The organism is uncultured Vibrio sp. (assembly GCF_947488985.1).
Taxonomy (GTDB): domain Bacteria; phylum Pseudomonadota; class Gammaproteobacteria; order Enterobacterales; family Vibrionaceae; genus Vibrio.
This window is the reverse complement of record NZ_CANLBV010000053.1, coordinates 1-26,383: the sequence shown is the minus strand read 5'-3', so window position 1 is coordinate 26,383 and position 26,383 is coordinate 1. Positions and strand designations below refer to the sequence as shown.

Below are 26,383 nucleotides of genomic sequence, written 5' to 3'. Positions count from 1 at the left end.
GAAGTACACCTAAACCCAGAAAGAGAAGCTGCTTAATAAGTAAGCAAATGATGACAACTACCTTGAAAAACGCCGATTATAGCATTATTCCTATACTGACTTCAGCAATAAAGCAGCCATGATGTATGCGCTGGACAATATTTACAGTTTCAATAGGTGATCAAGATGAAAGTAGCTATTACGGCAGCAAGTGGCCAACTCGGTGGTGCGATTGTTAAAGCAACAGCAGAGTTATTATCAAGTAATCAGGTAATTGCATTAGCACGCACTCCAGAAAAAGCCAACCATTTAGGTGTTGAAGTACGCTTGGGTGATTACACTCAGCCAGATCAATTTGAGCAGTCCCTGCAAGGTGTTGATGCCTTGTTGCTACTTTCAGGCAATGAAGCGCCAGATCAGAGAATTATCCAGCACCGTAATGTAATTGCTGCTGCTAAGCGCGCCGGAGTTAGCAAGATTGTTTACACCAGTATTCAGGGGGCCGTGCAAGGTACGGCATTCTCTTCGGTTGTGCAGAGTAACCGCCAGACGGAGCAAGATGTACGTGAAAGCAGTTTAGAGTGGGTGATTGGTCGCAATGGTATCTATATCGAACCTGATGTTGAGTATGTCGATAACTACAAAAAACTTGGCGGGATCATTAACTGTGCAGGCGATGCACGTTGTGGTTACACCAGTCGTTCAGAGCTTGCCTATGCCTACGCCAAAATGCTGACAGAAGATAAACACAATGGCCAAACCTATAACCTAAGCGGTGAAGCCATTACCCAACAGCAGTTGGCGAGTTACATCAATGGAGTGTTTGGTACTACTCTTGAGTACAAAGCGGTGTCATTTGAAGAATTCCGCTCGATGTCCATCGAAGGTTTGGGTGAGTTTGTCGGTAATATCATCGGAGGTATTTACCAGGGGATCAGTCTGGGCAAAGTTGATAACCCAAGTGACTATGAACGCGCTGCAGGTCGCCGGCATCAGACATGGACGGATTACTTTGCCACACTGAAATAAGCTTAGCCATTCATTCGTATAGCTGCAGCGGTGATGATTATCACTATGTGGCTTTTTATCTCCTCCAAAGCTCTCGCAGATCGTTTGTCCAAAATTTAAGGAAGTACCATGAATAAAACGGTTGCCACCAAGCCGTTAGTCTTGCGCGGACTGACATTGGATAGCAACAGCCTCACAGTATTGGTAATTAGTATCTGGGTGCTGCTGTTTATGCTGTTTCCCCACTACAGCATTGATTATATAGCTAAGCTAACGCAATTTACGATTAACCAATTTGGCTTGGGCTTTATTTTGTTTTCAACGGCGATGGTGGTGTTAGTACTAGGGATCAGTATCAGTCCATTGGGCAAAATACGCCTTGGTGGTAACACCAGCATCCCAGAATTTGGCACATTCAGCTGGTTAGCAATGCTGTTTACCGCCGGTATGGGCTCTGGGCTTATTTTCTGGGGAATAGCCGAGCCGGTATTTCATGTCTCCAACCTGCCTGAATTTACCAAGGGGATAGGTGATAACACCGATACAGCGTTGGCATTGACCTATTTTCATTGGGGGATCCATGCATGGGCGATTTACGCCATTGCCGGACTTGCGATCGCTTGGTTTAGTTACAATCGTGGCCGTAGTTTACATATCTCTTCGACGTTTACCAGTAAGCCGGGGCGTAGTGTATGGCGTATCGTTGATTGGATGGCCATTATCGCCATCTTGTTCGGCGTGGCGGGCACCTTTGCTAACACCATTGCCCTTATTCAAACGGGGTTAGAACAGACGCTATCCTTGTCGATTGGCTCAATTGGTTTTCGTTACAGCTTGCTGCTATTGATTGCCGTGCTATTTACTGGCTCATCGATTCTCGGATTGCACAAGGGAATTAAACTGCTGAGTCAGTTCAATACCGGATTGATGGTGGCCTTGGCTGTGCTGGTGTTTGTGTTAGTCGATCCATTGCCGACCTTGGCACGAATGGTGTCATCAACAACTAGTTATTTGGCTATTTTGCCTGAGGTCTCTTTCAGTATTGCAGAGGCGTCGCGAGATTGGAGTCTAGGCTGGAGTGTGATTTATATTGTGTGGTGGGTGGCATGGGCACCGTTTGTTGGTCCGTTCATTGCTCGGATTAGTAAAGGCCGTACCATTCGTCAGTTCTTGTTATGTGCGGTAATGGTGCCAACACTGGCATCTATTGTGTGGTTCAGCACCTTTGGAGGTGCGGCACTTGAGCAGAGCTTTGCCAGTGAGGTGATTGATATTGTCAATACCGACTACACTAAAGGTCTATTTTTGTTTTTCGAGCAACTGCCTATGGGGCTGTTGTTCTCATTGGCAGCGATAGTGTTATTGATAACCTTTATTATCACCAGTGCCGATTCAGCGCTGTTGGTGTGTGGCATGCTAAGTGGTAGTGAAAATATCAAAAGCAAGATATTGTGGGCAACGATCCTGGTTACCCTGTCGATGGCCCTGCTGTTTGTCAACGATGTTGACTTGAACAAACAGGTGGCGATTGTCGGTGCTTTACCGTTTACTTTAGTGATGGTAGGTCAGGTGGTAAGCATGCTACGTGATATGCTGAGCAGTAAAGCCTAACGCTGAAAATACAAAACTCTCCCCCTCACCCGATGTACATCGTGCGAGGGGGAGCTGTCGATAACTTTCATTAGTCTCAGCTCTACGATGAGATCCGCGCCAGATTGCCCTCATTAATGAGAAAGCACTTTTACTGCTCTAGCTGCATGAACAAATAACTCTTTTAGCTCTGTGTGACTTGGTTCGATGGCTCTTATTTAAAGAAATGCTGGAAAGGCTCAAAAGTGTGCCTTTCTCTATGTCTATTTTAGATTGAATTTGCCTGAACAACCGAAGCGCATTGACAGCGTTATTGATTGATATACAACGATGATAATCCTAACTTAAACAGATGGAATTGTAACCAAAACTCTTATCTAACAACATGAATCTGGGTTGGTTGTGTCACTGAGAGCTGATACACAGAACGCCGATACACTCAGAGTGGGCACAAAGCACCTGCGATGAGCTCTTCGTGAGTCCAGCCCTGTGGCAGTAATAATTTCCGTGTAACCTGATATTTGCAGTAACTGTTAGGGGGCGGTCATCAATTTACTGAGAGTTTTAGTAAATCTTGTTGTAACAACTTGTTTACAATTCGAGGTAAGCAAAAGATAGGGACGGTCAACATGTTAAACCTACACAACAAATCACTTGATATGACTCATCTACAGAACGCCAACTGCGTGGTGATGGTGCCACCCAAGGAATTTCGATTCAACGAACAAACTGCATCAGATAATGAGTTCCAAACTCGAGTCAATCTCACGCAGGCTGAAATGCAGCGTTCAGCGATGGCAGAATTTAAAGCGATGGCTTCTGAACTGCGTAAACAAGGTGTGCAAGTTATCGAGTTTGATTATCCTGAGTTGGGGGTAGAAACCCCTGATGCAGTGTTCCCAAATAACTGGTTCAGTACCAGTCGTGACGGTCGTTTATTCACTTTCCCTATGGCATGTAAAAACCGTCAACATGAAGTGAAGCCGAGTGCGCTTATTGAAGCGTTGGAAGCTGCTGGTCGCATTATTCACCACACAGAGTCACTCGAGTCTTATATTGCGCAGGGCGCTTACCTTGAGAGCACGGGCGTGATGGTTATCGACCATATCAATAAAACCATTTATGCCGCACTTTCTTTGCGCTGCGATCGTGAAGTGCTAGAGGATTACGCCAAGCGCATTGGCTATTCGCGCGTGGTGTCGTTCCAAACGGCTTTGCCTTCCGGTCAGCCGATTTACCATACTAATGTCATGATGGCGATTGGCGATAATTTCTGCGTGATCTGTGATGAAGTGATCCCTGAATTTGAGCGGCGCTTTGTGATTAAATCTCTTGCCAAAGACAAGCAAGTTATCTCTATCTCAATCGATCAGATGAACCGATTCTGTGGCAACATTCTGCAATTGGAAACAGTGAATGGCGATAAGGTGATCGCGCTGTCTCAATCGGCTTACGATGCGTTTTCTGCGGCGCAATTAGCTCAGCTTTCAACTCACGGGAAGCTGTTACCATTTAACGTAAAAACTATTGAAGACATCGGTGGTGGTTCGGTGCGCTGCATGTTAGGCGAGGTGTTTTTGCCAACACGCGTTAATCGCTTATAACCTGTAAACTCTTGCATTCTGTGAGTGATTGAATACCACTCACAGCATTTATTACTCTTTGCTGATGGTATTTAGCTATCGGAAATACCATCATCCAACCGAGTTGAATGCTCTGTGTTCGATAAATTGAGTTGAGAGTGCCACCACTTTTTTGGAGTGAACAAGCGCGGTGTGAGTCAGCTTGAGTGAGTAGGTATCGGTCGCGCCTTTGAGGTTTGCATCTTCGAGTGTGACCGTACCATCACCTTGGTTTTTGCCAAGTACAATACGACCAACCCCCGCGTCGTAGGTGCCGGTAATCACACCAATTGGTACATCAATATCGTAGTCACCTAAGCCATCATTTAGGATCATTTTGCTCGAACCAAATATAAAACCAAGCCCATGATTCGAGAGTGTTTTCGCGATCGTCGCCCCATTGTGTGGGGTGCCTGCGGTGATGATACAGGTGTCTGCAAAATCGGGCTGATAGAACTTAAAGTAGTGACGGATGAGCAGGCCACCGAGTGAGTGACCAAAGAAATAAACGTCATCATGTTCATCAAAGCGCTCATTGACGAAGCGATCAAGGCGTTTAGCCGCACAAGCAAAACGCAGCGAGTTGTAGGCAAAATTGTGGGTTATAAAGCCACGTTTTTTGAAATTCCTATCCAAATACTGCATGATCAACGCGGGCATATACAAGCCATGAATCAAAACTATATGTTTGTTTTTATTGCTCATTTTCCCCTCCGTCTGATAGTGCATCCAGTATATTCAGTCGCCGAGAGGTTGTCTATCACCTCCGCCTCGGTAGGAGTCCAGTGCCACCTTTAAGCGGCGTAATTTATCGCGCGAACGGTTCTTATGATTGACGGCGATGCCCATCGAAAGGACATCCACCAAGGCTAGCATTGCGTAACGAGAAGCCGATGGTTTGTAGATAAAGTCGGTTTCCATATTTTTAATGGGCAATAAGATATCGGCAATCTTGGCGAGTGGCGTATCTTGTGGGGTTATCGCAATGATCTTAAGCCCATACTGCTTGGCTAACTCGGCCGTTTCGGTGATCTCTGGCGTAAAGCCTGTCGAAGAGAGCATCACCATCACATCGTTGGCGTCGGCGGTGGCCGCCACCATTCTCGACATCAAACCATCGTTGTACGACACCACCGGGTAGCCCAAGCGAAACAGCCGGTGTTGCAGCTCTTGAGAGGCAATGGTTGAGCCACCACCCATGCCGATAGCGATGACCTGTCGGGCGTTATGCAGCCAACTCACTGCGGTTTCAATATCTTGCTCTTTGAACAGGGTTCGGTTGATGTCTAGGCTCTGTTTGATCGATTCATAGATACCTTGATAGCCAGTCTGGTCAACTGGTTCGAGGATAAAGCGTTGGCCAACCGTTAGCGTTTGAGCAAGCTTGATTTTCATATCACGGACGTTGTTACAGTCGATCGCCTTCGCAAAACGGGTAATCGTGGCTTCACTGACTTGAGCACCTTCAGCAAGCTCGGTGATACTGGCATTGGCAGCAAAATCAATGTCGTCCATGATCAGTTTGGCGACTTTTTTCTCTGCATCACGAAGAGCGGGAAAACGCTCGGTTATCTGTGAAATGATATCTACTTCTAAACTCAAGAATCCTGATCCTTTGTTGATGGGGCTAAGCCTTAGCCCCGTTAGTATATCTGATTGCTTCGCTGATGGGGCTAAGCCTTAGCCCCGTTAGTATATCTGATTGCTTCGCTGATTCTAGCTTATTGAAAAATCGAACTAGAAGCAGGTTTCTACCCAGTGGGTTACTTGATGATCGTCATCGCTGATGGCAATGTAGCGCCATTTGTCGAAGGTTAAACATGGGTGTGAGGTTGAAAACGCAATCATGTCGCCCACTTCAATCTCAGCTGAACCGTCCGTTTCAACAAAGGTGTGCTGATCCATCACAGCCGTCGCGGTGAGACCTTTTACTGAGATAGCTTCGCCGTTGCGATAGCCGCGCTCGGCAATAGGTAAACCTGCATCGAAGGCCACATCACGCTTACCTAGCCCAACCACCAGTTTGGTCGGCTCCGGACGAGAGATAACATACGCCCATACCTCAAGTGCCGATTCTAAATCACCACCTAATTCACACGCGTAACCTTGGTTTACCTGCGCACGTTGCAACACCTTGCTTTGGGCATCGAGATAGATCCCAGTATCGTGAATGGCATAGCAGCCAGGGCGGATAATCGCCAAGTAATCTGTTAGGTTCGCCAAGCATTCTGCCACCACGTCATACCAAGCCGAGCCTGCGCCCGTAATGATAGGTTGACCGGTAATTAAGCCGTCTGATGCGAGGCTTTCGACCGAAGTGAGCGCTTGATCCAAGAAGTGGCGAATGTCTTGCTCGGCATTGTCGCCATGAATCACACCTTCATACACCTCAATACCCGCGAGCGAAAGGGCCGATGTTTGTTGGATGAATAGAGCCAGTTCTAAGACTTGTTGCGGAGAGCGACAGCCACAGCGCCCGCCCGGAACACCAAACTCGATCAGTACCTTGAGTGTCTGTTTGGTGTTGGAGAAATATTGGTTAAGTTGCCCCGCGTTTGCTGGCGAATCGACACAACAATAGAAATCAACGTCGAACTCATTAATAAGCTGTTCAACGATCGCCATGTTGGCTTTACCCACCAGTTGGTTGGCCATGATGATGTTTTTTGCACCAGCCATCGCCGCTATTTCAGCTTGCGCTGGCGTCGCGACGGTGATTCCCCATGCACCATTTTCTAGCTGTTGGCGGAAAAAATCAGGCGTCATTGATGTTTTGCCGTGTGGCGACAATTTAACCTGATGATGATCGGCGAATGATTGCATCCAATTCAGGTTATTGGTCAACGCTGATTGTTTGATAATTGCTACCGGAAGCGAAATGTCTTCATCAACCAGTCGATAAACACCGTTCTCAGATTGTGATACTGCTCTCCCTTTTTGGCCTTTTTTAGTCAAGATGAAACTATCTTTTTGATACTTTATAACATCTTTTTGCGCAGGGTTATGTTTCATTGCGGATTCCTAACATGATTTAAGTGGTTGTTATTCAATATTTAAATCTATCTGTAATGTGTTGTGTGATAGAAACTATCACACAAATTAAAATATTATGTGTGTTTTGTCACTAAAAATAATCGGCTGGATTTCTAATATAGATCCATCAACACAGTGGTTTGAGAGAGTGAAAAATGTTGTTCGATACGATAATTAAAAATGTAGAGGTGTTTGATGGCACCGGCGAACAATCGTTTTGTGCCGATGTAGCAATCCGAGATGGAAAAATCGCCGAAATTGGCAAAATCGATCATGAAGATTGTAGCCAGTTGGTTGAGGGAGCAGGCTTAGCATTAGCTCCTGGATTCATCGATGTACACACACACGACGATACCAATGTAATTCGTTACCCAGACTGCCTACCAAAGATCAGCCAAGGTGTGACCACCGTGATTGTTGGCAACTGTGGCATCAGCGCATCACCAACGGTTTTGGCAGGCGATCCACCTGACCCAATGAATCTATTAGGCGCGCAGGCTGACTTCAAATACCCAACCTTTGCCGCGTATGCACAAGCCGTAGAGCAAGCGCAACCAGCGGTGAACGTAGCAGCGTTAGTTGGCCACACCACACTGCGTAACCAAGTGATGGACGACCTACAACGCACCGCAAGCGAAGAAGAAATTGCAGCAATGCAAACCAATCTTGATTTAGCGATGGAGCAAGGTGCATTGGGTTTGAGCTCTGGTTTGGCATACGCAAGCGCGAAACAGGCCAACGCCAATGAAGTCATGCAGTTAGCGAAGGTACTTTCTCGTTATGGCGGTATCTACACCACCCATATGCGTACCGAATTCGAAGAGATCTTAAGCGCGATGGAAGAGGCGTTTGAGACAGGCCTTTACGCGAAAGTACCCGTTGTTATCTCTCACCTTAAATGTGCAGGTGCGGGCAACTGGGGCAGAACCGTTGAAGTACTTGATTTGATGGACAAGGTTTCTGAGCACCAAGATGTCTCTTGCGACTGCTACCCATATTCAGCGAGCTCTTCGACATTAGATTTGAAACAGGTGACAGACGATTTCGACATCTTCATCACTTGGTCTAAAGCAAAGCCAGAACATGCAGGCAAAACGCTGAAGCAGATTGCTGATGAGATGAACCTACCGTTGATGGACGCAGCAAAAGCGCTTCAACCAGCCGGTGCGGTTTACCACTGTATGGATGAGAACGACGTAAAGCGCGTATTGAAATACAAACTCACCATGGTTGGTTCTGATGGTTTACCCAATGACCCGCACCCACATCCAAGATTATGGGGCACCTTCCCGAAAGTGTTAGGCCACTACTGTCGTGATGAGAAATTGTTTTCACTGCCAGAAGCGATTCACAAAATGACCGGAATGTCTGCGAAGCGCTATAACCTCGCGGGAAGAGGTGAGATTCGCCAAGACGCATTTGCCGATTTAGTTCTATTTGATCCAAAGAATATTAAAGACACAGCAACCTTTGAAAATCCTATTTCAGTTGCTGAGGGAATAGAAAGTGTATTTGTCAATGGTGAGTTAACTTACCAAAAAGGAAAAGTAAAAAATAATCGTTCAGGCGTTTTTATTTACCGTAATTAGAATTTAATTATTTTATTAAATATACAGTAATAAAAAAGCGACGAATTAATTTAAATATATTGGTAAAGAACCAATATTATCTATAAAGAAGTGGAGTTAAAAAATGACTATTAAACGTTACGGTGTTGAAGGCGGTACAGGTACAGGCGGACAACATTTACCATTTGCACGCGCAACTGAAGCGGGTGGTTTCCTATACGTTTCTGGCCAGACACCGATGACAGATGGTGAAGTGGTTGAGGGTGGCATTGTTGACCAGTCTCGCCTAGCGATCCAAAACTGTGTCGATATCATGACTGAAGCGGGCTACGGCCTAGAAGACGTAATGCACGTAAAGGTTGTGCTAACGGATTCTCGTTACTTCCAATCTTTTAATAAGGTGTTCAAAGAGTTTTTCGGTGCTAATCCACCGGCTCGTATCTGTATGGTCTGCGATTTAGTTGTAGACGTGAAAGTTGAAGTAGATGTGACTTGCTACCGCGCTGATCGCGTTTAGTTATCGCCGAATCACAATTACCGAATTAGAGAGTATTAGAGATTAATCATCCCTGTTATTATTTTTAATACTCTCATCCTTGCATTTATAAAAGTTACTTTAATTAAAATATACAAAGCCAATAAAGTAATTATATGAAATATAAAATGAATGAATCATAAATAAAGTTCAGGAATGAACTCCATATTTCACTGAGAGGTGTCAAATGAACAGCACACTTTTTCTTACAGGCTTCGGCGTGTACGTATGTTTTTTAATTTGGTTAGGCTGGTTTGTCTCGCGTAATCAAAAATCGGGCGAAGATTTCTTATTAGGCGGCCGTGGCCTGCCATTATTCTTAGTACTTGGTACAACGGTTGCGACTATGGTCGGCACGGGTTCAAGTATGGGCGCGGTTGGCTTCGGTTACGCAAATGGTTGGGCGGGTGCTCTATACGGAATTGGCGGTGCTGTGGGCATCCTATTGCTTGCACTTTGGTTTGCTCCGGTTCGTAAACTGAACTTTATGACCATGAGCGAAGAGCTGGCTTATTACGTTGGCGCTAACCGAATCGTGAAAAATGTGGTGGGTTTGCTTATCTTTATTGCGTCAATCGGTTGGTTAGGTGCGCACATTCTAGGTGGTGGCATGTACCTAGCGTGGATTGCAGACATCGACCTTAACCTTGCGAAAATTATTATTGCTGCGGCTTTCACTATCTACGTTGTTATCGGTGGTTACACAGCGGTTGTGTGGACCGATACGATTCAAGCAATCATCCTTTTTGCTGGCTTCATCCTAATGGCGGTAATGTCTGTTGATCACATTGGTGGCATGGACAACCTTTACGCTGCGATGGACCCTGCTGCTACAAGCTTTTTAGCAATAGATAAGCTGGGCATTCTGCCTGCTGTTTCTCTGGCTGTGGTTATCGGTGTGGGTGTACTTGCAACACCTTCATTCCGCCAACGCATCTACTCTGGTAAAGATGTTTCAACTATCCGTCGCTCATTCGTAGCTTCTGGTGTGTTGTACCTTTTCTTCTCAATTATTCCAGCAATCATTGGTATGGCTGCACATGCAATCGACCCATCATTGGATAACCCGAACTACTCGTTCCCATACGTAGCTGCAACGGTTCTTCCAGTTGGCGTAGGCATGATTGTTCTTATCGCGGGCCTTTCTGCCACCATGTCGAGCGCAAGCTCAGATGCGATTGCAGGCGTTTCTATCCTACTGCGTGACGTATATGTGATGTTCACAGGCCGCGTACCAAACAAAGAGTCAATGGTGAACTACTCTCGCTTGGCATTGATAGTGGTGATTGGTTTTGCACTGCTGTTCGCATTGACGTCAAACGACATCATTGGCTACATCACTAAGATGATTTCCACCGTCATGTCGGGCATGTTCGTGTGCGGTATGTTGGGTAAATTCTGGAAACGCTACAACTGGCAAGGTGCGCTTGCAACGCTAGCGGGTGCTTCTGTCGCTTCATTCGTTGTGATTCTCAATGCGGACTACACGGTTTTCTGGGGCAACCCTGTGATCCCTTCGTGCCTATTTGCTCTAACAGCTGGCGTGGCGGTTAGCCTATGTACCCCGGCTAACCAAGTAACACCTGAAATGGCGAAAGCGATTCTTGATGATGAGCGCGCTCTGATGGAGATGGAACTGTCAGAATCAGGTGTACTTGAAGAAGCTGTGCCTCAGCGCCCTGTAAATCAGGCTGGTTAATCCCTCCTCTCAAATAACAGCAGTGGTTGATGGTTCTGTTTTGTGAATCGGCTCGATAAATAAAACAGAACAACCGTCAAATCAGGAAAAGTAACAATGAAAAAAACTATATTATCCCTATTGATTTCAGGTTCAGTAGTCTCTCCAATGGTGTTAGCAATGGCTCCGAATACCGATCTAAATTTAATGCCGTACCCACAAACGGTCGAGCTTCAGGCTGGGCAAGTGACGGTTGACGGTAACTTCAAGGTTTATATCAAAGGCTTTAACTCCGATCGCGTGGAATTCACAGCGAAACGCTTTACTGATCGTCTTGAGCGCCAGACCGGCGTGCCGATCTTGAACTGGCAGGTTGATAGCGCAGATCAAGCGAACTTGATCATTGATATCGACGCTGCGCCAAAGTCTGAAATCCAAAACATCGACTCGGTAGAGTCCTACAAAATCACCACCCAGGATCAACAAATTACGCTGAGCTCACCAAGCCCATACGGCGCTATTCACGGAATCGAAACCCTGTTGCAGCTCGTTGAAACGGCGGCGACGGGCTACTACATTCCGGGCGTGACTATTGTCGATGAGCCGCGCTTTCGCTGGCGTGGTGTCTCTTACGATACCTCACGTCATTTCATTGAATTTGACGTGCTGATCCGTCAGTTAGATGCGATGGCATCGGCGAAGATGAATGTGTTTCATTGGCACTTCTGGGACGACCAAGGGATCCGTATTCAAACTGAATCTTGGCCGCGTCTGTGGTCTGCAACGTCTGATGGCAATTACTACACCAAAGACCAAGTTCGCTATTTAGTGGAATACGCGCGTAACCTCGGTATTCGTGTGATTCCAGAGGTGTCTCTGCCGGGGCATTCATCTGCGGTTGCTCATGCTTACCCGCGTTTGATGTCGGGCGGTGAAGGGCAAAACTACGAGCAAGAAAGAGGCTGGGGCGTATTTGAGCCACTGATGGACCCGCTGAACCCAGAGCTTTATGAGATGCTAGGCGATGTCTTTGATGAGGTGACCGAGCTGTTCCCTGACGAGTATTTCCATATCGGCGGTGATGAGCCGAACTACGCGCAGTGGAAAAACAGCGACAAGCACCAACAATTCATTGAACAGAATAATATCGATGGTGAGCGTGGGCTGCAGTCTTACCTCAATGTAAAAATTGAAAAGATGCTCGAAGAGCGCGGCAAGAAGATGACCGGGTGGGATGAGATTTGGCACAAAGATCTACCGAATTCGATCGTGATTCAGAGCTGGCAGGGGCACGATAGTATCGGCCGTGCAGCTAAAGAGGGTTACCCAGGCATTCTTTCGACGGGTTACTACTTAGACCAACCTCAGCCAACCAGTTACCACTATCGCAACGACCCAATGCCAAGCGGTATTACGGTTGACGATAAGCTGCATAGTGGTGAGAAGTTTGTGACTTACCAATGGCAAAAGCCTCGTTCTAAAGGCAGCCCACGTAAGGGAACACTGACTATCATTGAAGCGAAAGACGGTACTTTCCGCGCGTTCAGTGACTACAACGGAAAGTCTCGTGAAGAGATCTTCATCCTCGATTATGTGCCGGGCAAAACCTTTGTTGGTCACTTTGATAACTTCATGTCGTACACCGAATTTAACCTAAGCCTCAATCCAAGTGGGTTTGCACAGGGCAGTTATCAGTTGATTGGTAACGTGCGCTGGCCAACTACAGGTGAAGTGATTGCGAGCAGTGATGTTGAAGGCAGTGTGATCCCAGAGCCGAATGGCGGCTACCCAGCGGAATTAACAGATAAAGAAAAAGAGTTAATTTTAGGTGGCGAGATCACCATGTGGTTAGAGAATAAAGACAGCCACACGGTGGAAAACTACCTATGGCCACGCAGCTACGCGATCGCAGAACGTTTATGGTCAGATGCACAATTGACCGATGAACGCAGCATGTACCAGCGTATGAAAGTGATGGATACATGGTCAGAGGTATCGGTTGGTCTGCGTCATCATGCTAATGCCGATATGTTGTTAAAACGCATAGCCCAAGGCCAAGATGTTCATGATCTGCGTGTGCTTGCGAAGTACACGGAGCCAGCGCAATACTACGCGCGCAACTGGGAAAAATGGAATTCGACTGAGCCTAAGGGTATCTTGTACAGCCAGTACGAGCGCCTTAACCGCTTTGTTGATACGCTGCCCGTTGAAAGCTACGCCGTGTATGAGATGCAAGATTTGGTTAATGACGTCGCGACTGGCAATCATCAGGCGTTAACGCCACTGGCTCAGCATTATCAGCAAGCAAAATCAGCAGCACTTGCCGCTGAGCCTATTTTGGCCGGGAATGTGTCTTCAATAGACACTGTGATTGTCGCAGAGAAAACCGTGGAAGTGGCGGATTTGGCATTAACCCTGATAGCCAAGGCGCAAGCAGGGGAAAAAATTCGAGCGGCTGATGCCAATGCCTACCTGACGATGCTCGCCGATGCCGCGAAAATCTACGACGAATCCATTATCGCCATTGTTCGCCCGACTGAGTTACTGTTGAAGCAACTTATTGATTAACTAGTATGTTTATCGATATCGCTGAATAAGTCATAAGTTACACGCCAGTTATGGATTCCAAACCGCCCACCTCGGGCGGTTTTTTAGTTTCTTTCCAGCACCATCACCACGTCACTGAAAGCGTTTCTTGTTGATGCTCACCAACAGAGAATTAACGCGATCATCGATGGCAACTTCAAAGGTTACCAAGCAGAAAATAAGGTTGCGAAGGCGTGGTAGGTATTTGGGATAACAGTGAGTTTTACAACGTGCTAACGGGTAATTTTCAACTCAATAGTGCCGCTTAATCGCTTGTCTTTAACCAATAAGGTAAAGGTCAACATGCCCTAGTCAGCGCACAAAAATGTTGCGCTGCGCAAATATCGAGGCATGTAAAAGATTGAGAATAGTATCAACATTAGTACAATGCGCAAAAATTTAGGAAGTTACCTATTCATTTACAGTGTCATGCGCGTGTGCTCGGTCTCATGCCTCAGTCGATTTTGTTGTTCGACACTGTAAACCATTCACCGCATATTAGAACAAAGGCTTGTATCTTGGATAAACATGACGAAATCTTGGTCGCTATTCGCCAAATTATTCGCGCTATCGATCTACACTCGAAGAAGTTGAGCAAAGAGTATGGTTTGACTGGCCCTCAATTAATCTTAATGAGAGCAATCCAAGAAATGGGTAATGTGACAATCAAAGAGTTGTCTAACCACACCAACGTGAGTCAAGCGACCACCACCACGATCATTGATCGCTTAGAGCTAAATGGCTATGTACAGCGTGTACGTAGCTCATCAGACCGACGCAAAGTGCATGCGAACTTGACTGAAAAAGGTCAACAGCTGCTCGATAGTGCGCCACCACCGCTGCAAGATAACTTCGTAAAAAAATTCCAAAACCTAGAGCCATGGGAGCAAAGCTTGCTGCTTTCTTCAATGCAGCGAGTATCGGCGATGATGAACGCCGAAGATATTGATGCAGCGCCTGTTCTTCAGCTTGAAGGTATTGCCAACGCAGTTAAGAGCTAACTGAAATTTTAGAGTGACTCATTACAAACACTGGTTTATTTAGCTCATGAACTCGTTTGTTATTTGATGGTCGTCTTAGACGGCCATTTTTGATCTTAAGAACAATAGAGTCATGACGACTCATTCTACGTACCATAAACTCCGCATTCTAATCTTTCAGCACGAAGAATAAGATCAACTCTCCAACCCAAAGGAGAGCTGAAATCGTCGAAAAGACAACAAAGTATCAGTCCCAGATAGCCATAGCTAAAATCCCAAAACTCTACGGGATAAAATCACGCTTCAAAGGTGCGCCTGCCGAAGAACGAAAAGCTGAGCGTCAAGTATACTCTCGGGCAGGAGCCTAAACTCATTCGTTATATCGACGATGGTCACTTATTTATCGATAATAATCGCGCTGAGCGCACAATTAAACCACAGGTTATTGGCAAGGAAAATTGGTTATTCTCTAATACACCAAACGGTGCTTATGCGAGCGCGATGCTTTACGCCTTTATCGATAGCCCATTATTCCACTTTATTCGCACATTCTTTTATTTGCTTATGTTTTAATTTGGTTGACAATATCACCCATCTTGAATATAGTTGATCTTATCAACCACATTCAAGCGTTAGAATGTGGTCAATATGAATTGCACCCTTTCTGATCATTTATGGTGATTGGCATAACACAATAGAGGTATAAAATATGGGCATTATTAAACCAACAAATAAGTCAGTTGAAAGCTTTAAAGGTTTGCATCTTTACCATGCGGGTATGTCCAACTGCGCGATGCGTGTCAGACTGACGCTTGAAGAAAAAGGGTTAGATTGGACCAGCCACTTGCTTAATCTGATGAAAGGGGAAAATCTAACCAAAGAGTATTTTGGTATTAATCCTAATGGCGTGGTACCGACTCTTGTTGACAACGGCGTCGTTATTATCGACTCGGCCGATATCATTGATTACCTAGACAAGACATACACACCGAATTCACTTCGTCCTGAGTCGGCTGATGACCAAGAGCAGATGTATTTTTGGATGTATTTAGCGAGAGATAATCACCTTTCGTTTAAGACCTACATGTATGGCAACCTTGGCCATACGAATGGAAATATGAAAAGAACCGCTGAGCAGATGGTTGATTACCGTGAGAAACAGACCTATGATCTTGCTCTGCTCGAATTTCATGAGCGCTTTAATTCTAATGAAGGTTTTACCGATGAAGAGCTCGCAACCGCGACTCAAATTATCGATGACTGCTTCAAGAAAATGGATGAGCGTTTAAAAGACAATGCTTGGTTAGCGGGTGAATCTTTCTCACTGGCTGATATCACCTGGATACCACAGTTAGTGATCCTTAACGCAGCAAAATATCCATTTGAAAACTATCCGAACCTAGAACAATGGAAAAATGCCATTGTGCAGCGCCCAAGCTTTACTAAGGGGGTATTGAATTGGTTACCGGAAATAAAAAATTAACACGCCCTAATCATAGCCCGAGTATGAGCGCTAATTTAGAATTGCGCTGGTCGTGATCACTATGTTCACATAGGGGATATGCTGACATAAGAAAAATGTCCAAAGCGATTAACTTTGGGCATTTTTGTTTGTACAAACTGGTCGTTTATTACTTGAAATAGACCACGAACAAGTGACGGGAAGACTGAGCTTAATGCATCCCTGAGCGTATCTTATCGCTGAGAGCAAAGAACACAAACAGCACGGTACAGACTAGAGCGATACACAGTGAAGCTAGCAGCGTTGTGGCGTCTGTTGATACTAGTGGCACAACAATAGAGGCCAACGCTATCAATATTACAAGGGTATGGACGATTCGTCCGAGAGTTGGGTTTTTATGGCAGAATGAAGCCCAGAGGTAACGCATTTTTAACACCATTATTCACTTCGAGATTGTATTGTATTTCACTACTGGCCATCTGAGAGTTGTCATCTGATATCGATGACCGTAAGTGCGGGGCATGATATTTGGTTTGTTTTATGATGATAAGGTCTATCCTGTGCAATTCATTTTTTTTGGCTGCATGTCTCATTTATTGCCGATGGTTGGACTAGCAAATGGATGGTTATTTAACGGATTGCTGATAAATCAGTCAAAGTTAGGTTCGAGTTTATGAGTCTAAACGGTATTTTACTAAGAGAGCTCACAATGTGAGATGTAGCGTAATCTTGTCACATTTGTTGTTTGATATACTGATTGTTCATTCGTTACAGTTGATGGAGATGACATGTCGAAAACCGCAAAGATCATTAATGAAGATAAGCTGGTGAAAAAAGCACTTGATGTCGGTTTTAAAATGGCAAAATTACAAGGATTTGATTTGCCGCACTCGTCTCAACCAATCAAGGTCAAATCGGTGTACTTGTTCTTGGTCGAAGTTAATCAAATTACACCGCTACCTGAAAGTAAGCTTGATGGTGCCAATATTAAAAAGCGTTTAGCGTTATGGATGCATAATGCTCTGCCTGACAATGATCCTCTAAAGTAATACTGTACCCAACCGTAATACCATACCCAATTCGTTGCGATGAACTGGAGTGAGTGGCTTAATATGCCGACTGGCGCTGCACGCTAACAACGATTTAGTCCCTATGAAAAAAAGCCAGCAACTCTGGTTGCTGGCTTACTCTATTTCTTATTTCAGGATGAGACAGTTAGCTGCCGCAGCTTGCTGTACCAATCTCTTTCCAGACACCCCATTGACCTGATGTTGTTGGGTCTTGCCCTTGAGTCCACCACTTCGCTTGCCAAATCTTGCCAGCATGAGTGACTTGATCGCCACCCGTGTATATTGCGCCCGAATCCCATAGGTTGGTACAAGTACCGCCGCTGGTAACTTTCTCAAGCACGTTAACTGTCGTTGCTGCTACAGATGTATCTTTACCATCACTGACGGTCACAGAGAAGTTCAACACCGTGTCTTGTGTGTATTCCGCCGCCACAAAACTCACAATAGAACTTTGTACCGTTGCGTTGATGCCTGCTGGTACACTCCATGTGAAGGTTAGTGTGTCTTGATCCGCATCGCTTGAAGCAGAAGCGTCAACCACCACCACATCACCGGCATTCACTTCCGTTGGAGCCGACACTGCTGCTATTGGAGCTGTGTTAACTGGCGCTGTGAATTTAGGATTGACGGTCACAGCAATAGTGTCGGTTGATGTCGCGCCTTCGTTATCAGTCACGGTTAGGCTAAAGGTGAGTGTTTGTTGCAGCGTAACCTCTGCAATATCAAAACTCGCCACGGCTGTATTGGCATTGGTTAGCGTGACTGAAGTTCCGCTCGCTTGTGACCATGTGTAGCTTGCAATCGTACCATCACTGTCCTTGGATGCGCTGCCGTCGAGAGTCACCGACGCAGGGCCTTCAACGAACTGGTCAGCACCGGCTGCTGCTGTAGGCTGACGGTTTACAGGCGCAGTGGCTCCGCCCGCTAATCCTTCATGCATTGCATTTAATATGTCACCATTATCAGCATCAATTTCCCATGAGAATAGACCAGCAAGGCCTAGGCTACGAACGTATGCGCCTTTTGCTTTGACAGAACGTTCGTCATCAAATGTGATGAGCTTGCCCGAAGTACGGTTCCAAACGTAAGGCGCTTCTGCCATTTCGTCGTAGCCATATTCGAAGCCATTAATGCCTTGGTTATTCGCGCCCAGCATATTCGCTTTAATGCCTTTGTAATCGATGACGCCGTCTTCCCATACACCTTGTGCCGTCGTGCCTTGTAGTTTGCCGTTACCAACACCTGTCATTGGGTCCGTCGGATCCATGAGTGATGATGGCAAGACGCCTTCCCAACCACGTCCATACATCGCTGCGCCAACCACGAGCTTGTTGGCAGGAACGCCTTGATCAAGCAGTAATTGGATGCCGTTGTCTGTGGTATAAGCCGGCCCTTTATAAGCCTCGCCATTTTCATCAATCCCAGTGCCATCACATTGGCCAGGGCGCATGAAGCTACTACAGTGCAGTGCGGTTTGGTGACCGAGTTGATTGTTCCAAGCACCATAGAAGTCGTAATTCATTGCGAAGATATAGTCCATGTGTTGGACAGCTTCTCCGTAGTCCACATCTTCAATTTTATCGTAGCCAACGCCGATAGCAGAAGTGAGCTCATAAGTGCGTCCATTTTCCGCTTCTAACTCATCAAGCATCGCGCGAAGCTCTGCCATCAATGCGACATAAGCGGCTCCATCATTAGCCGTATCACCGAGCTCTGGTGCAGCTCCACCTCCACCAGGGTATTCCCAATCGATATCCACACCGTCGTAGAATTTCCATGTATTTAGGAATTTCTTAACTGAGGCGACGAAAGTGTCACGGTTTGCAGGGGTAGTGAAATCAAAGAATGGGTCAGACAGTGTCCACCCGCCAATCGATGGGATGATTTTTAGATCAGGATTACGCTGTTTGAGTGCCATCAACATGGCATAGTTACCCTTAATCGGGGAGCTGTATTGGTGCCCGGCTTGAGGGAAGCTCTTTTGGAACGCAGCCCATGGGTCATGAATCACGACCTCGTAATCGTTAACCCCGTTACATGCGGTGACTAGGGCGTTGAAGCTGGTTCCCCCTATCGATTTTACGGATTCGTTTGGTCCACAGACTGGGATGAAACCGTAAAGGATATGGGTCAAGTTATCAGCGGGTAGGTTATCTACGGTGTAATCACGGCCATAGATCCCCCACTCAACAAAGTAGCTGCCGACGACCGTGTTCGGATCTGTGTTGTATGATTTGTTGTTTGGATCGATATTCATGGCCAGTGGCGCTAAGTGTGAGCCATCGGTATCAGCAATCGTGATCTCCGTAGGGGTACTTTTGCTACACCCTGTTTCATCACATGCTTCGATTTCCATGCTAAACAAGCCGCCTTGACCGTATTCGAACGATGCCGTGGTTTGGCTACCGGTAATTGAGCCTGTAGCAACTTGAACGCCATCAAAGTAGATGTTGTAAGTGTTGCCTGTCGTTCCACTCCATTGATTGAATTTAACATCGATTTTAGCTTGGTCGTGGTATGTAACCATGTTGTTGTAACCCGAGGTGGTTTCCATCGCGAGTTCAATTTTAGAAAACTGCAGGTTATTGGAACCCCACATATCGATGCTCGGTGCGGTTGGAGCAGCGAGTGCTGTACCAGATAGCGCTAGAGCAATGCCCACAGCACAGGTATTAAAACGAATCATACTATTTCTCTCATTCCTTGAAAATTACGAGGACCAAATGGCCCCATAAGCTGCCCCGTCGGTTTAAAGGAGCTTCCCAGTCAGTATTCGAGAGAGTTTTTATTTCATGACTGAAAATAAATTTGTTTTCGATGGATAACTAAAAAAAAGCATCTTGTTGCAAAAGTGTTACCTGGTGAGTGAGAGGTTGAGTCCATGCTTTATAAAATAAATTCTGTTAGTCGAAATATCTCATAAGTGAGAATTTGACGACATGAAATTATAATTTTAGGAGGCAGATCATAAGGAAATACTGCACCTTCAACGCTTTTAGCAATATGGTCAGCAGAAAAGTAAAGTGGTACATCATAAATGCAATGAGGGGGTTTAAATGCGGCAAGGCCGTGACTTTGGCCTTGTCGGGCGATTGTTTTGTAGAGCTACTGTTTGCAGAACTGTCGTTTTGCAGGGCGACCGTTTTGTAGTTCTAATGTTTGAATTGCTCAGCTAATGCTGCGCGTCGTTGCTGCATCACACCTTGGTTTTCACCGTTCGCGGTCTCTTCGTAGCCTTCTTTAATCAACTGTTGAGATGGCGAGCTCGGCACCAGGCGTTTTAAGCGGGGAGAGTCATAGGTGCCGCTGATGGTGTAAACGGTTGCTCCTGAACCTGTATTGATGGTGACAATCTTGCCATCAAAATCAAACGAGGTACTGATGAAGCGATGGTTCATCATCACGCCATTCTCAGACAGAGTCAGAATGTCTGATTGGTAAGGTGGAGCACCGATTTCTATCCATGTGCCATAGACATTACTTGGGCTGACCGATTGCTGGTGGGCTTGGTAAGCGAAATAGCCGGCGGTGAGGGCGATCATAAAGCCAGCGACGAAGAAGATGTAGAGCATTGAGTTGGCAATGAGATCTCTATTATTAGTGGGCTGCTTTGCCATTATCTCTTCATTTATTTACGGATACTGTCACTTATTCTATAAACTAAAATCTTGGTTTGCAAAGATTGTTATAAGAGTTAGAAGCAGGATCGAATGTTGTAAGAAATTTAACCGCGAAAGCTCAAACCGCCCCAGTGATTTTCAAGTTTTCTCATCGGTATTTACGTCATTAATCAAAATCAATCGCAAAAATGCTTAAGCTAGAGCGATTTATTGCTTGTAGGGAAGTCGTGAATTGGTTAAAACAATTGTCACTTAAATTTACGTACAGGCTTATTTGTTAAGCCGATAATCTCAATATAACAAGGAAGTACAATGATTAAAGAAAACACATATTTTGAAGGCGGTGTGAAGTCGTTAGCATTTAACCAATCGGGTGCCGATGTCAGTGTTGGTGTGATGGCGGCTGGCGAATATACATTCGGTACTGCAGCTCCAGAAAAGATGACGGTGGTAAAGGGCGCTTTGATAGTAAAGCGTGTTGGTGACAGCGATTGGACAACCTACCAGTCTGGTGAATCTTTTGACGTTGCGGGCGACTCTTCTTTCGATCTGCAAGTAAAAGAAGCCACAGCTTACTTGTGTGAATACTTGTAATACCTGTCCCGGTAATTGATTCCCTGACTCATAAGAAAAAACCACGCTCTAGGGCGTGGTTCAATAAGTGATAGTAACCGGCAGTGGATAGTGTCACTTGTTTTTACAGCCATCAAAGGGATGACCAAAATTCGTTGTTGGTTGTAAAATGCTTCAATAACTAACTTAAGTCCAGATCTTAATAAGTGTTAAAAACACCGTTGTTATAGTCTTGGATCGTCTGCTCAATTTCTTCCATCGAGTTCATGACAAACGGGCCATAGTGCACAACAGGTTCGTTAATCGGCTCACCAATAAAGATCAGTACACCGGAATTTTCTAGGCTCTGCACAGTAAGCAATTCAGCTTTGGTTAGCAAGGCAAGTTGACCTTGGCTAATGACCTGATTTGCCACCTCAACGCTGCCTCGGTACACATAAATCATCGCGTTATGATTAACATTAGTACCTATTGTGACTTTTTGCTCGAAATGAGATTGCCAATCGGAAACGATGAGCGGCACGCCTGTTTTTTGCAATGGCCCTTGTGCGCGTATCGTTTCTGACGCCTCACCCGTTTGGTTATACAGTTCAAACTCTCCCGCAATCACTCTCAGTAAACCACTTTGCTCACTCTGGTACTGTGCAATGCTTTCACTTTGGAAGTCATGATATTGCGCTGGCTGCATTTTGTTGGCCGCAGGTTGATTTATCCAAATTTGAAAACCATGCAATGCACCTTGCTCCATCATTGGCATTTCGCTGTGAATAACCCCACGGCCAGCAGCCATCCACTGGGCTCCACCGCTGCGAAGCTCGCCGACATTCCCCATATGATCCTTGTGTTGGAAGTGACCTTGAATCATATAAGTGAGCGTTTCAATGCCACGGTGTGGATGAGGAGGGAAGCCGCCGACATAGTCTTTGCTTTGATCCGATTTAAGCTCATCAATCATTAAAAATGGAGAGAAACGTGTGTTATTAAACCCAGCGAGCCTATGGATTTTTACGCCATCTCCATCAGAAGTCGCATGGGCTGAAATCACGTGATCTACTGCTCTTACACTCGTCATATTAAAACCCTCATAAACTTGAATAGCTGTAGTTTAGGTCACTTGATGAAGAAATAAGATGGCACCCTATTGAGTGACTTGTTCGAAAATATCGAACAGGTAACAACAGTAAACTATGTCTATAATTGAATATAGAGTAGGTCATCAAGGAGTTCCTTATGGCAATGCAGCGAAAACATGACGGAAGGCATGGCCCTATGGGCTTTGAAAACGACTTCACCACTGAACAAGGCCGACGCTTTACCGAGGTGGCGAATAATGCAGTGAGGCATCGCTTGAAAAAACGTGAAGTTGAAGCAGCCTTTATTCCGACAGCTAAGAAAGTGGCCTTTAAAACGGTCGTGAGATCCAAAAGTAGCAACCCCAACCGAGTACGACAGGTTGTATGGATGATTGTGATTGGCGCAGTCAGCCTATGGGGCATGTACATGGCTGGTTAGGGTATGTGGTTGAAAGATGTCGTGTGCTCGTTCGTCATTGACCCGCTCGTTATAGCTTCGTTAGTTAAAGCCTCGTTAGTTAAAGCCCCATTCGTTAAAGCCTACCAGTCACTGCTCATCAGTTATTGACTGCGATGATTGCTATAATACTGACGCGGTTTTAATTGAGCCACATTGCTTGCTTCCGATTCAAGTTCAGGTTCGGAGTAGGGTCGGTTTGCCGGTAATTCTTCGATTAAGGTCGATACTGGGTTGTCGTGATAATAAGCATATCGATTCTTTCCTGAATGCTTGGCAGCGTACATCGCTTTATCAGCACACCTTGTCAGTTCGTGCAGCTCTTGGGCGTCTTGCGGGTACAAAGCCACACCAACACTGAGTGTCAGCTTTCTGATCCTTTCATTACCTTGGTAGCCATGCTCAAATAAACCACAAATTCTTTGCAGGATACCGTCGAGGTCTTTACGCGTCGGAATGTCGTAGAGCATGAGAACAAACTCATCGCCCGCGAATCGTGCAATGGAATAATCGTATTTGTGACTTTTTCGGTCTTTGGTTCGGATATTGTTGCTCAAGCGATTGGCAAAGTGTTGCAACACACTGTCTCCCACGTCGTGCCCATAGCTGTCGTTGATGCCCTTAAAGTCATCAATATCGAGAAAGACCAATGCAGTTAGCGAGCGCTCACTATCTACTATCGCGAGCTTTTCCAATGCCCAGCGCTCAAAACTCCAACGGTTGGCTAGCCCAGTGAGTTGATCTCGGTAGGCTAAGTCTTCGATCCCTTCCTTATACAGGCGCTGAATATAGTTCACCGCTTTTGTGTAATAGTAAGCGGATGTATGGCACACCAGACTCATCGTTAATAGGCTTAGAATAAAGCGACGATCACTGTCAAAAGGCAAAGAAAAGTTAGCAGGTAGTGCAGTTATAAGTGTACTGATTAACATACAGAAAGAGGCGCTGAAAAGGAGACCAATTCTGAAGTCATTGATGAAAATCACTGCCGCGAGTATTGGGTAGAGCCACAGTATCCGATCGGGAATGGCGTAGCTGTACAAAAATAGGATCACCCCCTGTACAAGCAGAACACCACTCAGAATGAATTCTGAGTAATCAGGTGCGCTCCACCTTCTTGCGTAAAGTGCATTAGAGATAGCGATAACAGCAAAGCTCAGCTCGAAAGCTGATAGGATGTAATTTCGGTCTTGGAAATACGCCCATGTGTAAAATGTGAATAATGCTGCTGCAATAAGTGAAAAGGAATAGACAATTTTTTGTTTTCGGGTGGAGCGTATATCCGCCATTTCTTCTAGGTGTCTGCCGACGAGCCTGTTCATCTGATTTGTGCCACTGATTTTGATTATGGTAATGATAGTAGATTAAATAGTGTGCAATGCAGTGACTAAGAGGTCGATTTAGTGTGATTATTATCAAGGTTTCATATGAACGGACCATCAAACTATGATAAATAGTGGTGTCGGTCACAGACGGTACAGGCCGATTCAAGACCCCCGTCGTTATTGATCAGCTCGCAGGTAGCCGCTTGGTTATTCAGTACTTCTGCAGAGAGGCTATGATGAGTGCTACTCACATAGTTTGTAGATAATCCAATCTAATAGAGGCGTGAGATTATGTTAATTACGTTTAATTGCAAGGCACACGCAAGTGTCACCATGTTTGGTGAAACAGGACTTCAGTTCATTAAAATGCTTGGACATAGTGGCACGATACCAGGTGCTATTGATGCTACAGAGGTGCCTCAAGCACTGAATAATCTGCTGGCTGCTATCTCGGTAGAGCAGAGCCAAGCCCTAGAACAAGATGAGCATGATGGCTATGACGATGAAAAAGAGGATGATGCAGTTGAAGCGCCCATCCATATTGGCCGCCGAGCTTTCCCACTGGTCGCGTTGCTAAAAGCGGCCATCAAAGAAGAGTGTGAAGTGATGTGGGAAGATGGCAGTGGTAAGCGTTTATAAGCTGTTTCAATACCATAAATGACGGCTGGTGCGTCGGGGAGAGCTTATGGTTAGGCGTTATTCTCAAAGCCAGCACTGCGCGGTTTATCAACATGAGAGTTGGTTGATAACGGGTGCGGTGCTGGCTTGGTAATTACGTCCGTTACTGACTACTGACGGGTATCAGTTGGCTTTATTGAAGCGAATCGATTGTAGTTTCTTCTCTGAGCCATCGATGTACGCATAGCTCTCTATGATCCATAATTTGTCACTCACCATAGCAAGCTCTAAGTGTACATCAGCGCTGTTAATGCCTTGGTAAATGATGTCTTGAATATTGGTCGGGTAGAAGTTGTAACGGTTTACTTTTGGCTGGTGCTCACCTGCGAAGTTAACCGTCGCGTCTGTTGCCTCATTCATCACATCTAGTTGGTAACCGTGTTCAACGGTATAAGAAAACTGGGCAGATAATTCAACACCTTGTTGATTATGGATATCGATGTTGGCTTGGCTGATGCTGTTTAGGCTACCCGTTGCTTGCAAGCTGTCGATATTGGTATCGCTATTACTATTACTATTACTATCGCTATCAACATGGTTGCGAATAGTCACACTCCATTCACCGATAAAGTGGTTCAGCTCTTGCCAGTTTTGCGGCGTTTGTTCAGCACTCGTTGGACTTGCTGCTTGTGCGTTGCCAGTTTGGGCAATCGCATCGTTACGGCTGTCGTGGCGAATGTTGTCACGGTTGTTCTGAAGGTCATTGCTTGCTCCCGCAATCCCGCCTGCTAACCCGCCAACCATAGCCCCTTGAACCGCGAGATCCGCTTCACCAGTTAGTGCACCAAGCGTTAACCCCAGCAGTGCTCCGCCTACGGCTCCTTGCTTAGTACTGGCATTTGGATCGTCTTCACCTGGGGTAACACACCCTGCAAGTAGTGGGAGGCAGAGGGCTACTGTTAGCGAAGCTTTAGTCAACGAATTCATAAGTCTGGCCTTAAAATATGTATAAATAAAGAGCGGCAGACTTTATCAATACATTGTCAGGGGATTGTTATGACAGTGTTTTGTTTTAATATGTTTCAGACACTTCCAGTCTGTCGTGTATTTCAGTGGTAATAAGGAGCGGTCTGATGCGGGAAGAATAGGCCTTGCAAAGGTGCATAATTGATATCCCACAAGAAGGGATATCAATCGTTTTAATCCGTATTAATGCCGCCCGCTTAAACCATTTTACGTGCGTGATGGCGAGTGAGCTGCTTATGCAGTGAGTCTTTGAGCTCCATGCGTTCTACCTTGAGGTGATACATGCTGTCGTCATCAATCGGGCTGCCTGAGATTTCGAGCTGGCGGATATCGTAGTCGAGTTGATGGTATTTTTGCATGTCTGCTTTGAAGTTTTCGTCGTCGTGATTGAGTTGAACAATGTCTAATTTTAGCTCTGGGAAATCTAAGATAAAGGCGTGGTTTTCATTGAGCATTGGCACTTCCTCTTCAGTCAAATAACTAGGTCAATATATACTACTAGTATATACTCGTTCAACTTGAAGATGCAGGCTTGAGAACTTGAAAGTTATCATTAATTCGAGATGCCAAAGAGCCTGCG

General features: G+C 45.6%; 23 protein-coding genes and 2 pseudogenes. 15 read left to right on the top strand and 10 right to left on the bottom strand.

Going from position 1 to position 26,383, the window contains the following annotated elements; genetic code table 11:
• Nucleotides 1–165: 165 nt before the first annotated feature.
• The 3 genes from Q1A70_RS12500 to Q1A70_RS12490 all read left to right on the top strand — a co-directional run bounded on the left by Q1A70_RS12500 (nt 166) and on the right by Q1A70_RS12490 (nt 4,181).
• Nucleotides 166–1,008: an SDR family oxidoreductase gene (locus Q1A70_RS12500; RefSeq protein WP_299691571.1), complete on the top strand. Its 843-nt coding sequence runs from the start codon at nt 166–168 to the stop codon at nt 1,006–1,008.
• A 108-nt stretch (nt 1,009–1,116) separates the two neighbouring features.
• A complete protein-coding gene (locus Q1A70_RS12495; RefSeq protein WP_299691574.1) occupies nt 1,117–2,598 on the top strand; it encodes a BCCT family transporter in 1,482 nt (493 codons plus the stop codon).
• Between the two features lie 608 nt (nt 2,599–3,206).
• Nucleotides 3,207–4,181 (top strand): arginine deiminase-related protein, encoded by a 975-nt coding sequence (locus Q1A70_RS12490; protein ID WP_299691577.1) that lies wholly within the window; start codon nt 3,207–3,209, stop codon nt 4,179–4,181.
• A gap of 90 nt (nt 4,182–4,271) precedes the next feature.
• On the opposite strand, the gene Q1A70_RS12485 is transcribed toward Q1A70_RS12490, so the two are convergent.
• The 3 genes from Q1A70_RS12485 to Q1A70_RS12475 all read right to left on the bottom strand — a co-directional run bounded on the left by Q1A70_RS12485 (nt 4,272) and on the right by Q1A70_RS12475 (nt 7,211).
• A complete protein-coding gene (locus tag Q1A70_RS12485; RefSeq protein ID WP_299691580.1) occupies nt 4,272–4,904 on the bottom strand; it encodes an acetyltransferase in 633 nt (210 codons plus the stop codon).
• 33 nt (nt 4,905–4,937) lie between these two features.
• Entirely contained in the window at nt 4,938–5,801 is an 864-nt protein-coding gene (locus Q1A70_RS12480; protein ID WP_299691583.1) for a MurR/RpiR family transcriptional regulator, read from the bottom strand.
• Nucleotides 5,802–5,936: 135 nt separating this feature from the next.
• Nucleotides 5,937–7,211, bottom strand: coding sequence for an amino acid deaminase (locus Q1A70_RS12475; protein WP_299691586.1), 1,275 nt, complete (start codon nt 7,209–7,211; stop codon nt 5,937–5,939).
• A gap of 176 nt (nt 7,212–7,387) precedes the next feature.
• Between Q1A70_RS12475 and Q1A70_RS12470 the strand changes: the two genes are divergently transcribed.
• The 8 genes and pseudogenes from Q1A70_RS12470 (at nt 7,388) to Q1A70_RS12435 (ending at nt 16,062) form a co-directional block, all read left to right on the top strand.
• A complete protein-coding gene (locus tag Q1A70_RS12470; protein WP_299691589.1) occupies nt 7,388–8,821 on the top strand; it encodes a D-aminoacylase in 1,434 nt (477 codons plus the stop codon).
• 103 nt (nt 8,822–8,924) lie between these two features.
• Nucleotides 8,925–9,317, top strand: coding sequence for a RidA family protein (locus tag Q1A70_RS12465; protein WP_017065166.1), 393 nt, complete (start codon nt 8,925–8,927; stop codon nt 9,315–9,317).
• A 205-nt stretch (nt 9,318–9,522) separates the two neighbouring features.
• A complete protein-coding gene (locus Q1A70_RS12460) occupies nt 9,523–11,034 on the top strand; it encodes a sodium:solute symporter family protein (protein ID WP_299691593.1) in 1,512 nt (503 codons plus the stop codon).
• Between the two features lie 96 nt (nt 11,035–11,130).
• Nucleotides 11,131–13,581, top strand: a complete 2,451-nt coding sequence (locus Q1A70_RS12455; RefSeq protein WP_299691595.1) for a family 20 glycosylhydrolase — start codon at nt 11,131–11,133, stop codon at nt 13,579–13,581.
• Between the two features lie 90 nt (nt 13,582–13,671).
• Nucleotides 13,672–13,797: pseudogene (locus Q1A70_RS12450) on the top strand (transcriptional regulator BetI); the annotation flags it as partial.
• A 320-nt stretch (nt 13,798–14,117) separates the two neighbouring features.
• The gene (locus tag Q1A70_RS12445) at nt 14,118–14,600 is read left to right on the top strand and encodes a MarR family transcriptional regulator (protein ID WP_299691598.1); all 483 of its coding nucleotides are present in this window, start codon (nt 14,118–14,120) and stop codon (nt 14,598–14,600) included.
• Nucleotides 14,601–14,827: 227 nt separating this feature from the next.
• Nucleotides 14,828–15,104, top strand: a pseudogene (locus Q1A70_RS12440) (transposase); the annotation flags it as partial.
• Between the two features lie 184 nt (nt 15,105–15,288).
• Entirely contained in the window at nt 15,289–16,062 is a 774-nt protein-coding gene (locus tag Q1A70_RS12435) for a glutathione S-transferase family protein (protein WP_299691601.1), read from the top strand.
• A 190-nt stretch (nt 16,063–16,252) separates the two neighbouring features.
• Here the strand turns inward: Q1A70_RS12435 and Q1A70_RS12430 are convergent, their stop codons facing one another.
• Nucleotides 16,253–16,468: a hypothetical protein gene (locus Q1A70_RS12430; protein ID WP_299691606.1), complete on the bottom strand. Its 216-nt coding sequence runs from the start codon at nt 16,466–16,468 to the stop codon at nt 16,253–16,255.
• Nucleotides 16,469–16,829: 361 nt separating this feature from the next.
• On the opposite strand from Q1A70_RS12430, the gene Q1A70_RS12425 reads away from it, so the two are divergent.
• On the top strand, nt 16,830–17,090 hold the full coding sequence (locus Q1A70_RS12425; protein ID WP_299691612.1) for a DUF5062 family protein: 261 nt from the start codon (nt 16,830–16,832) through the stop codon (nt 17,088–17,090).
• A gap of 166 nt (nt 17,091–17,256) precedes the next feature.
• On the opposite strand, the gene Q1A70_RS12420 is transcribed toward Q1A70_RS12425, so the two are convergent.
• Together Q1A70_RS12420 and Q1A70_RS12415 are read right to left on the bottom strand one after the other, a co-directional pair.
• Nucleotides 17,257–19,797 carry a glycosyl hydrolase family 18 protein gene (locus tag Q1A70_RS12420; RefSeq protein ID WP_299691615.1) on the bottom strand — a complete coding sequence of 847 codons (2,541 nt, stop codon included), beginning with the start codon at nt 19,795–19,797 and terminating at the stop codon, nt 17,257–17,259.
• 466 nt (nt 19,798–20,263) lie between these two features.
• Nucleotides 20,264–20,728 carry a DUF2850 domain-containing protein gene (locus Q1A70_RS12415; RefSeq protein ID WP_299691618.1) on the bottom strand — a complete coding sequence of 155 codons (465 nt, stop codon included), beginning with the start codon at nt 20,726–20,728 and terminating at the stop codon, nt 20,264–20,266.
• A gap of 315 nt (nt 20,729–21,043) precedes the next feature.
• On the opposite strand from Q1A70_RS12415, the gene Q1A70_RS12410 reads away from it, so the two are divergent.
• Nucleotides 21,044–21,325, top strand: a complete 282-nt coding sequence (locus Q1A70_RS12410) for a pyrimidine/purine nucleoside phosphorylase (protein WP_299691621.1) — start codon at nt 21,044–21,046, stop codon at nt 21,323–21,325.
• A gap of 178 nt (nt 21,326–21,503) precedes the next feature.
• On the opposite strand, the gene Q1A70_RS12405 is transcribed toward Q1A70_RS12410, so the two are convergent.
• Nucleotides 21,504–22,376, bottom strand: coding sequence for a pirin family protein (locus Q1A70_RS12405; RefSeq protein ID WP_299691624.1), 873 nt, complete (start codon nt 22,374–22,376; stop codon nt 21,504–21,506).
• 158 nt (nt 22,377–22,534) lie between these two features.
• Between Q1A70_RS12405 and Q1A70_RS12400 the strand changes: the two genes are divergently transcribed.
• Nucleotides 22,535–22,816 (top strand): hypothetical protein, encoded by a 282-nt coding sequence (locus Q1A70_RS12400; protein ID WP_299691626.1) that lies wholly within the window; start codon nt 22,535–22,537, stop codon nt 22,814–22,816.
• A 122-nt stretch (nt 22,817–22,938) separates the two neighbouring features.
• On the opposite strand, the gene Q1A70_RS12395 is transcribed toward Q1A70_RS12400, so the two are convergent.
• Nucleotides 22,939–24,156, bottom strand: a complete 1,218-nt coding sequence (locus tag Q1A70_RS12395; RefSeq protein WP_299691628.1) for a GGDEF domain-containing protein — start codon at nt 24,154–24,156, stop codon at nt 22,939–22,941.
• 294 nt (nt 24,157–24,450) lie between these two features.
• On the opposite strand from Q1A70_RS12395, the gene Q1A70_RS12390 reads away from it, so the two are divergent.
• Nucleotides 24,451–24,798: a DUF1840 domain-containing protein gene (locus Q1A70_RS12390; protein WP_299691631.1), complete on the top strand. Its 348-nt coding sequence runs from the start codon at nt 24,451–24,453 to the stop codon at nt 24,796–24,798.
• 162 nt (nt 24,799–24,960) lie between these two features.
• Here the strand turns inward: Q1A70_RS12390 and Q1A70_RS12385 are convergent, their stop codons facing one another.
• Both Q1A70_RS12385 and Q1A70_RS12380 read right to left on the bottom strand, forming a co-directional pair.
• The gene (locus Q1A70_RS12385) at nt 24,961–25,764 is read right to left on the bottom strand and encodes a hypothetical protein (protein WP_299691634.1); all 804 of its coding nucleotides are present in this window, start codon (nt 25,762–25,764) and stop codon (nt 24,961–24,963) included.
• A gap of 236 nt (nt 25,765–26,000) precedes the next feature.
• Nucleotides 26,001–26,258 carry a YdcH family protein gene (locus Q1A70_RS12380; RefSeq protein WP_299691642.1) on the bottom strand — a complete coding sequence of 86 codons (258 nt, stop codon included), beginning with the start codon at nt 26,256–26,258 and terminating at the stop codon, nt 26,001–26,003.
• Nucleotides 26,259–26,383 lie beyond the last annotated feature (125 nt).

What these genes read in the sequence shown, in the direction of transcription:
- Q1A70_RS12500 (WP_299691571.1), top strand. Translation starts at nt 166, where the DNA reads ATGAAAGTAGCTATTACGGCAGCAAGTGGCCAACTCGGTGGTGCGATT.
- Q1A70_RS12495 (WP_299691574.1), top strand. Translation starts at nt 1,117, where the DNA reads ATGAATAAAACGGTTGCCACCAAGCCGTTAGTCTTGCGCGGACTGACA.
- Q1A70_RS12490 (WP_299691577.1), top strand. Translation starts at nt 3,207, where the DNA reads ATGTTAAACCTACACAACAAATCACTTGATATGACTCATCTACAGAAC.
- Q1A70_RS12485 (WP_299691580.1), bottom strand. Translation starts at nt 4,904, where the DNA reads ATGAGCAATAAAAACAAACATATAGTTTTGATTCATGGCTTGTATATG.
- Q1A70_RS12475 (WP_299691586.1), bottom strand. Translation starts at nt 7,211, where the DNA reads ATGAAACATAACCCTGCGCAAAAAGATGTTATAAAGTATCAAAAAGAT.
- Q1A70_RS12470 (WP_299691589.1), top strand. Translation starts at nt 7,388, where the DNA reads ATGTTGTTCGATACGATAATTAAAAATGTAGAGGTGTTTGATGGCACC.
- Q1A70_RS12465 (WP_017065166.1), top strand. Translation starts at nt 8,925, where the DNA reads ATGACTATTAAACGTTACGGTGTTGAAGGCGGTACAGGTACAGGCGGA.
- Q1A70_RS12460 (WP_299691593.1), top strand. Translation starts at nt 9,523, where the DNA reads ATGAACAGCACACTTTTTCTTACAGGCTTCGGCGTGTACGTATGTTTT.
- Q1A70_RS12455 (WP_299691595.1), top strand. Translation starts at nt 11,131, where the DNA reads ATGAAAAAAACTATATTATCCCTATTGATTTCAGGTTCAGTAGTCTCT.
- Q1A70_RS12435 (WP_299691601.1), top strand. Translation starts at nt 15,289, where the DNA reads ATGGGCATTATTAAACCAACAAATAAGTCAGTTGAAAGCTTTAAAGGT.
- Q1A70_RS12430 (WP_299691606.1), bottom strand. Translation starts at nt 16,468, where the DNA reads ATGCGTTACCTCTGGGCTTCATTCTGCCATAAAAACCCAACTCTCGGA.
- Q1A70_RS12425 (WP_299691612.1), top strand. Translation starts at nt 16,830, where the DNA reads ATGTCGAAAACCGCAAAGATCATTAATGAAGATAAGCTGGTGAAAAAA.
- Q1A70_RS12420 (WP_299691615.1), bottom strand. Translation starts at nt 19,797, where the DNA reads ATGATTCGTTTTAATACCTGTGCTGTGGGCATTGCTCTAGCGCTATCT.
- Q1A70_RS12415 (WP_299691618.1), bottom strand. Translation starts at nt 20,728, where the DNA reads ATGGCAAAGCAGCCCACTAATAATAGAGATCTCATTGCCAACTCAATG.
- Q1A70_RS12410 (WP_299691621.1), top strand. Translation starts at nt 21,044, where the DNA reads ATGATTAAAGAAAACACATATTTTGAAGGCGGTGTGAAGTCGTTAGCA.
- Q1A70_RS12405 (WP_299691624.1), bottom strand. Translation starts at nt 22,376, where the DNA reads ATGACGAGTGTAAGAGCAGTAGATCACGTGATTTCAGCCCATGCGACT.
- Q1A70_RS12400 (WP_299691626.1), top strand. Translation starts at nt 22,535, where the DNA reads ATGGCAATGCAGCGAAAACATGACGGAAGGCATGGCCCTATGGGCTTT.
- Q1A70_RS12395 (WP_299691628.1), bottom strand. Translation starts at nt 24,156, where the DNA reads ATGAACAGGCTCGTCGGCAGACACCTAGAAGAAATGGCGGATATACGC.
- Q1A70_RS12390 (WP_299691631.1), top strand. Translation starts at nt 24,451, where the DNA reads ATGTTAATTACGTTTAATTGCAAGGCACACGCAAGTGTCACCATGTTT.
- Q1A70_RS12385 (WP_299691634.1), bottom strand. Translation starts at nt 25,764, where the DNA reads ATGAATTCGTTGACTAAAGCTTCGCTAACAGTAGCCCTCTGCCTCCCA.
- Q1A70_RS12380 (WP_299691642.1), bottom strand. Translation starts at nt 26,258, where the DNA reads ATGCTCAATGAAAACCACGCCTTTATCTTAGATTTCCCAGAGCTAAAA.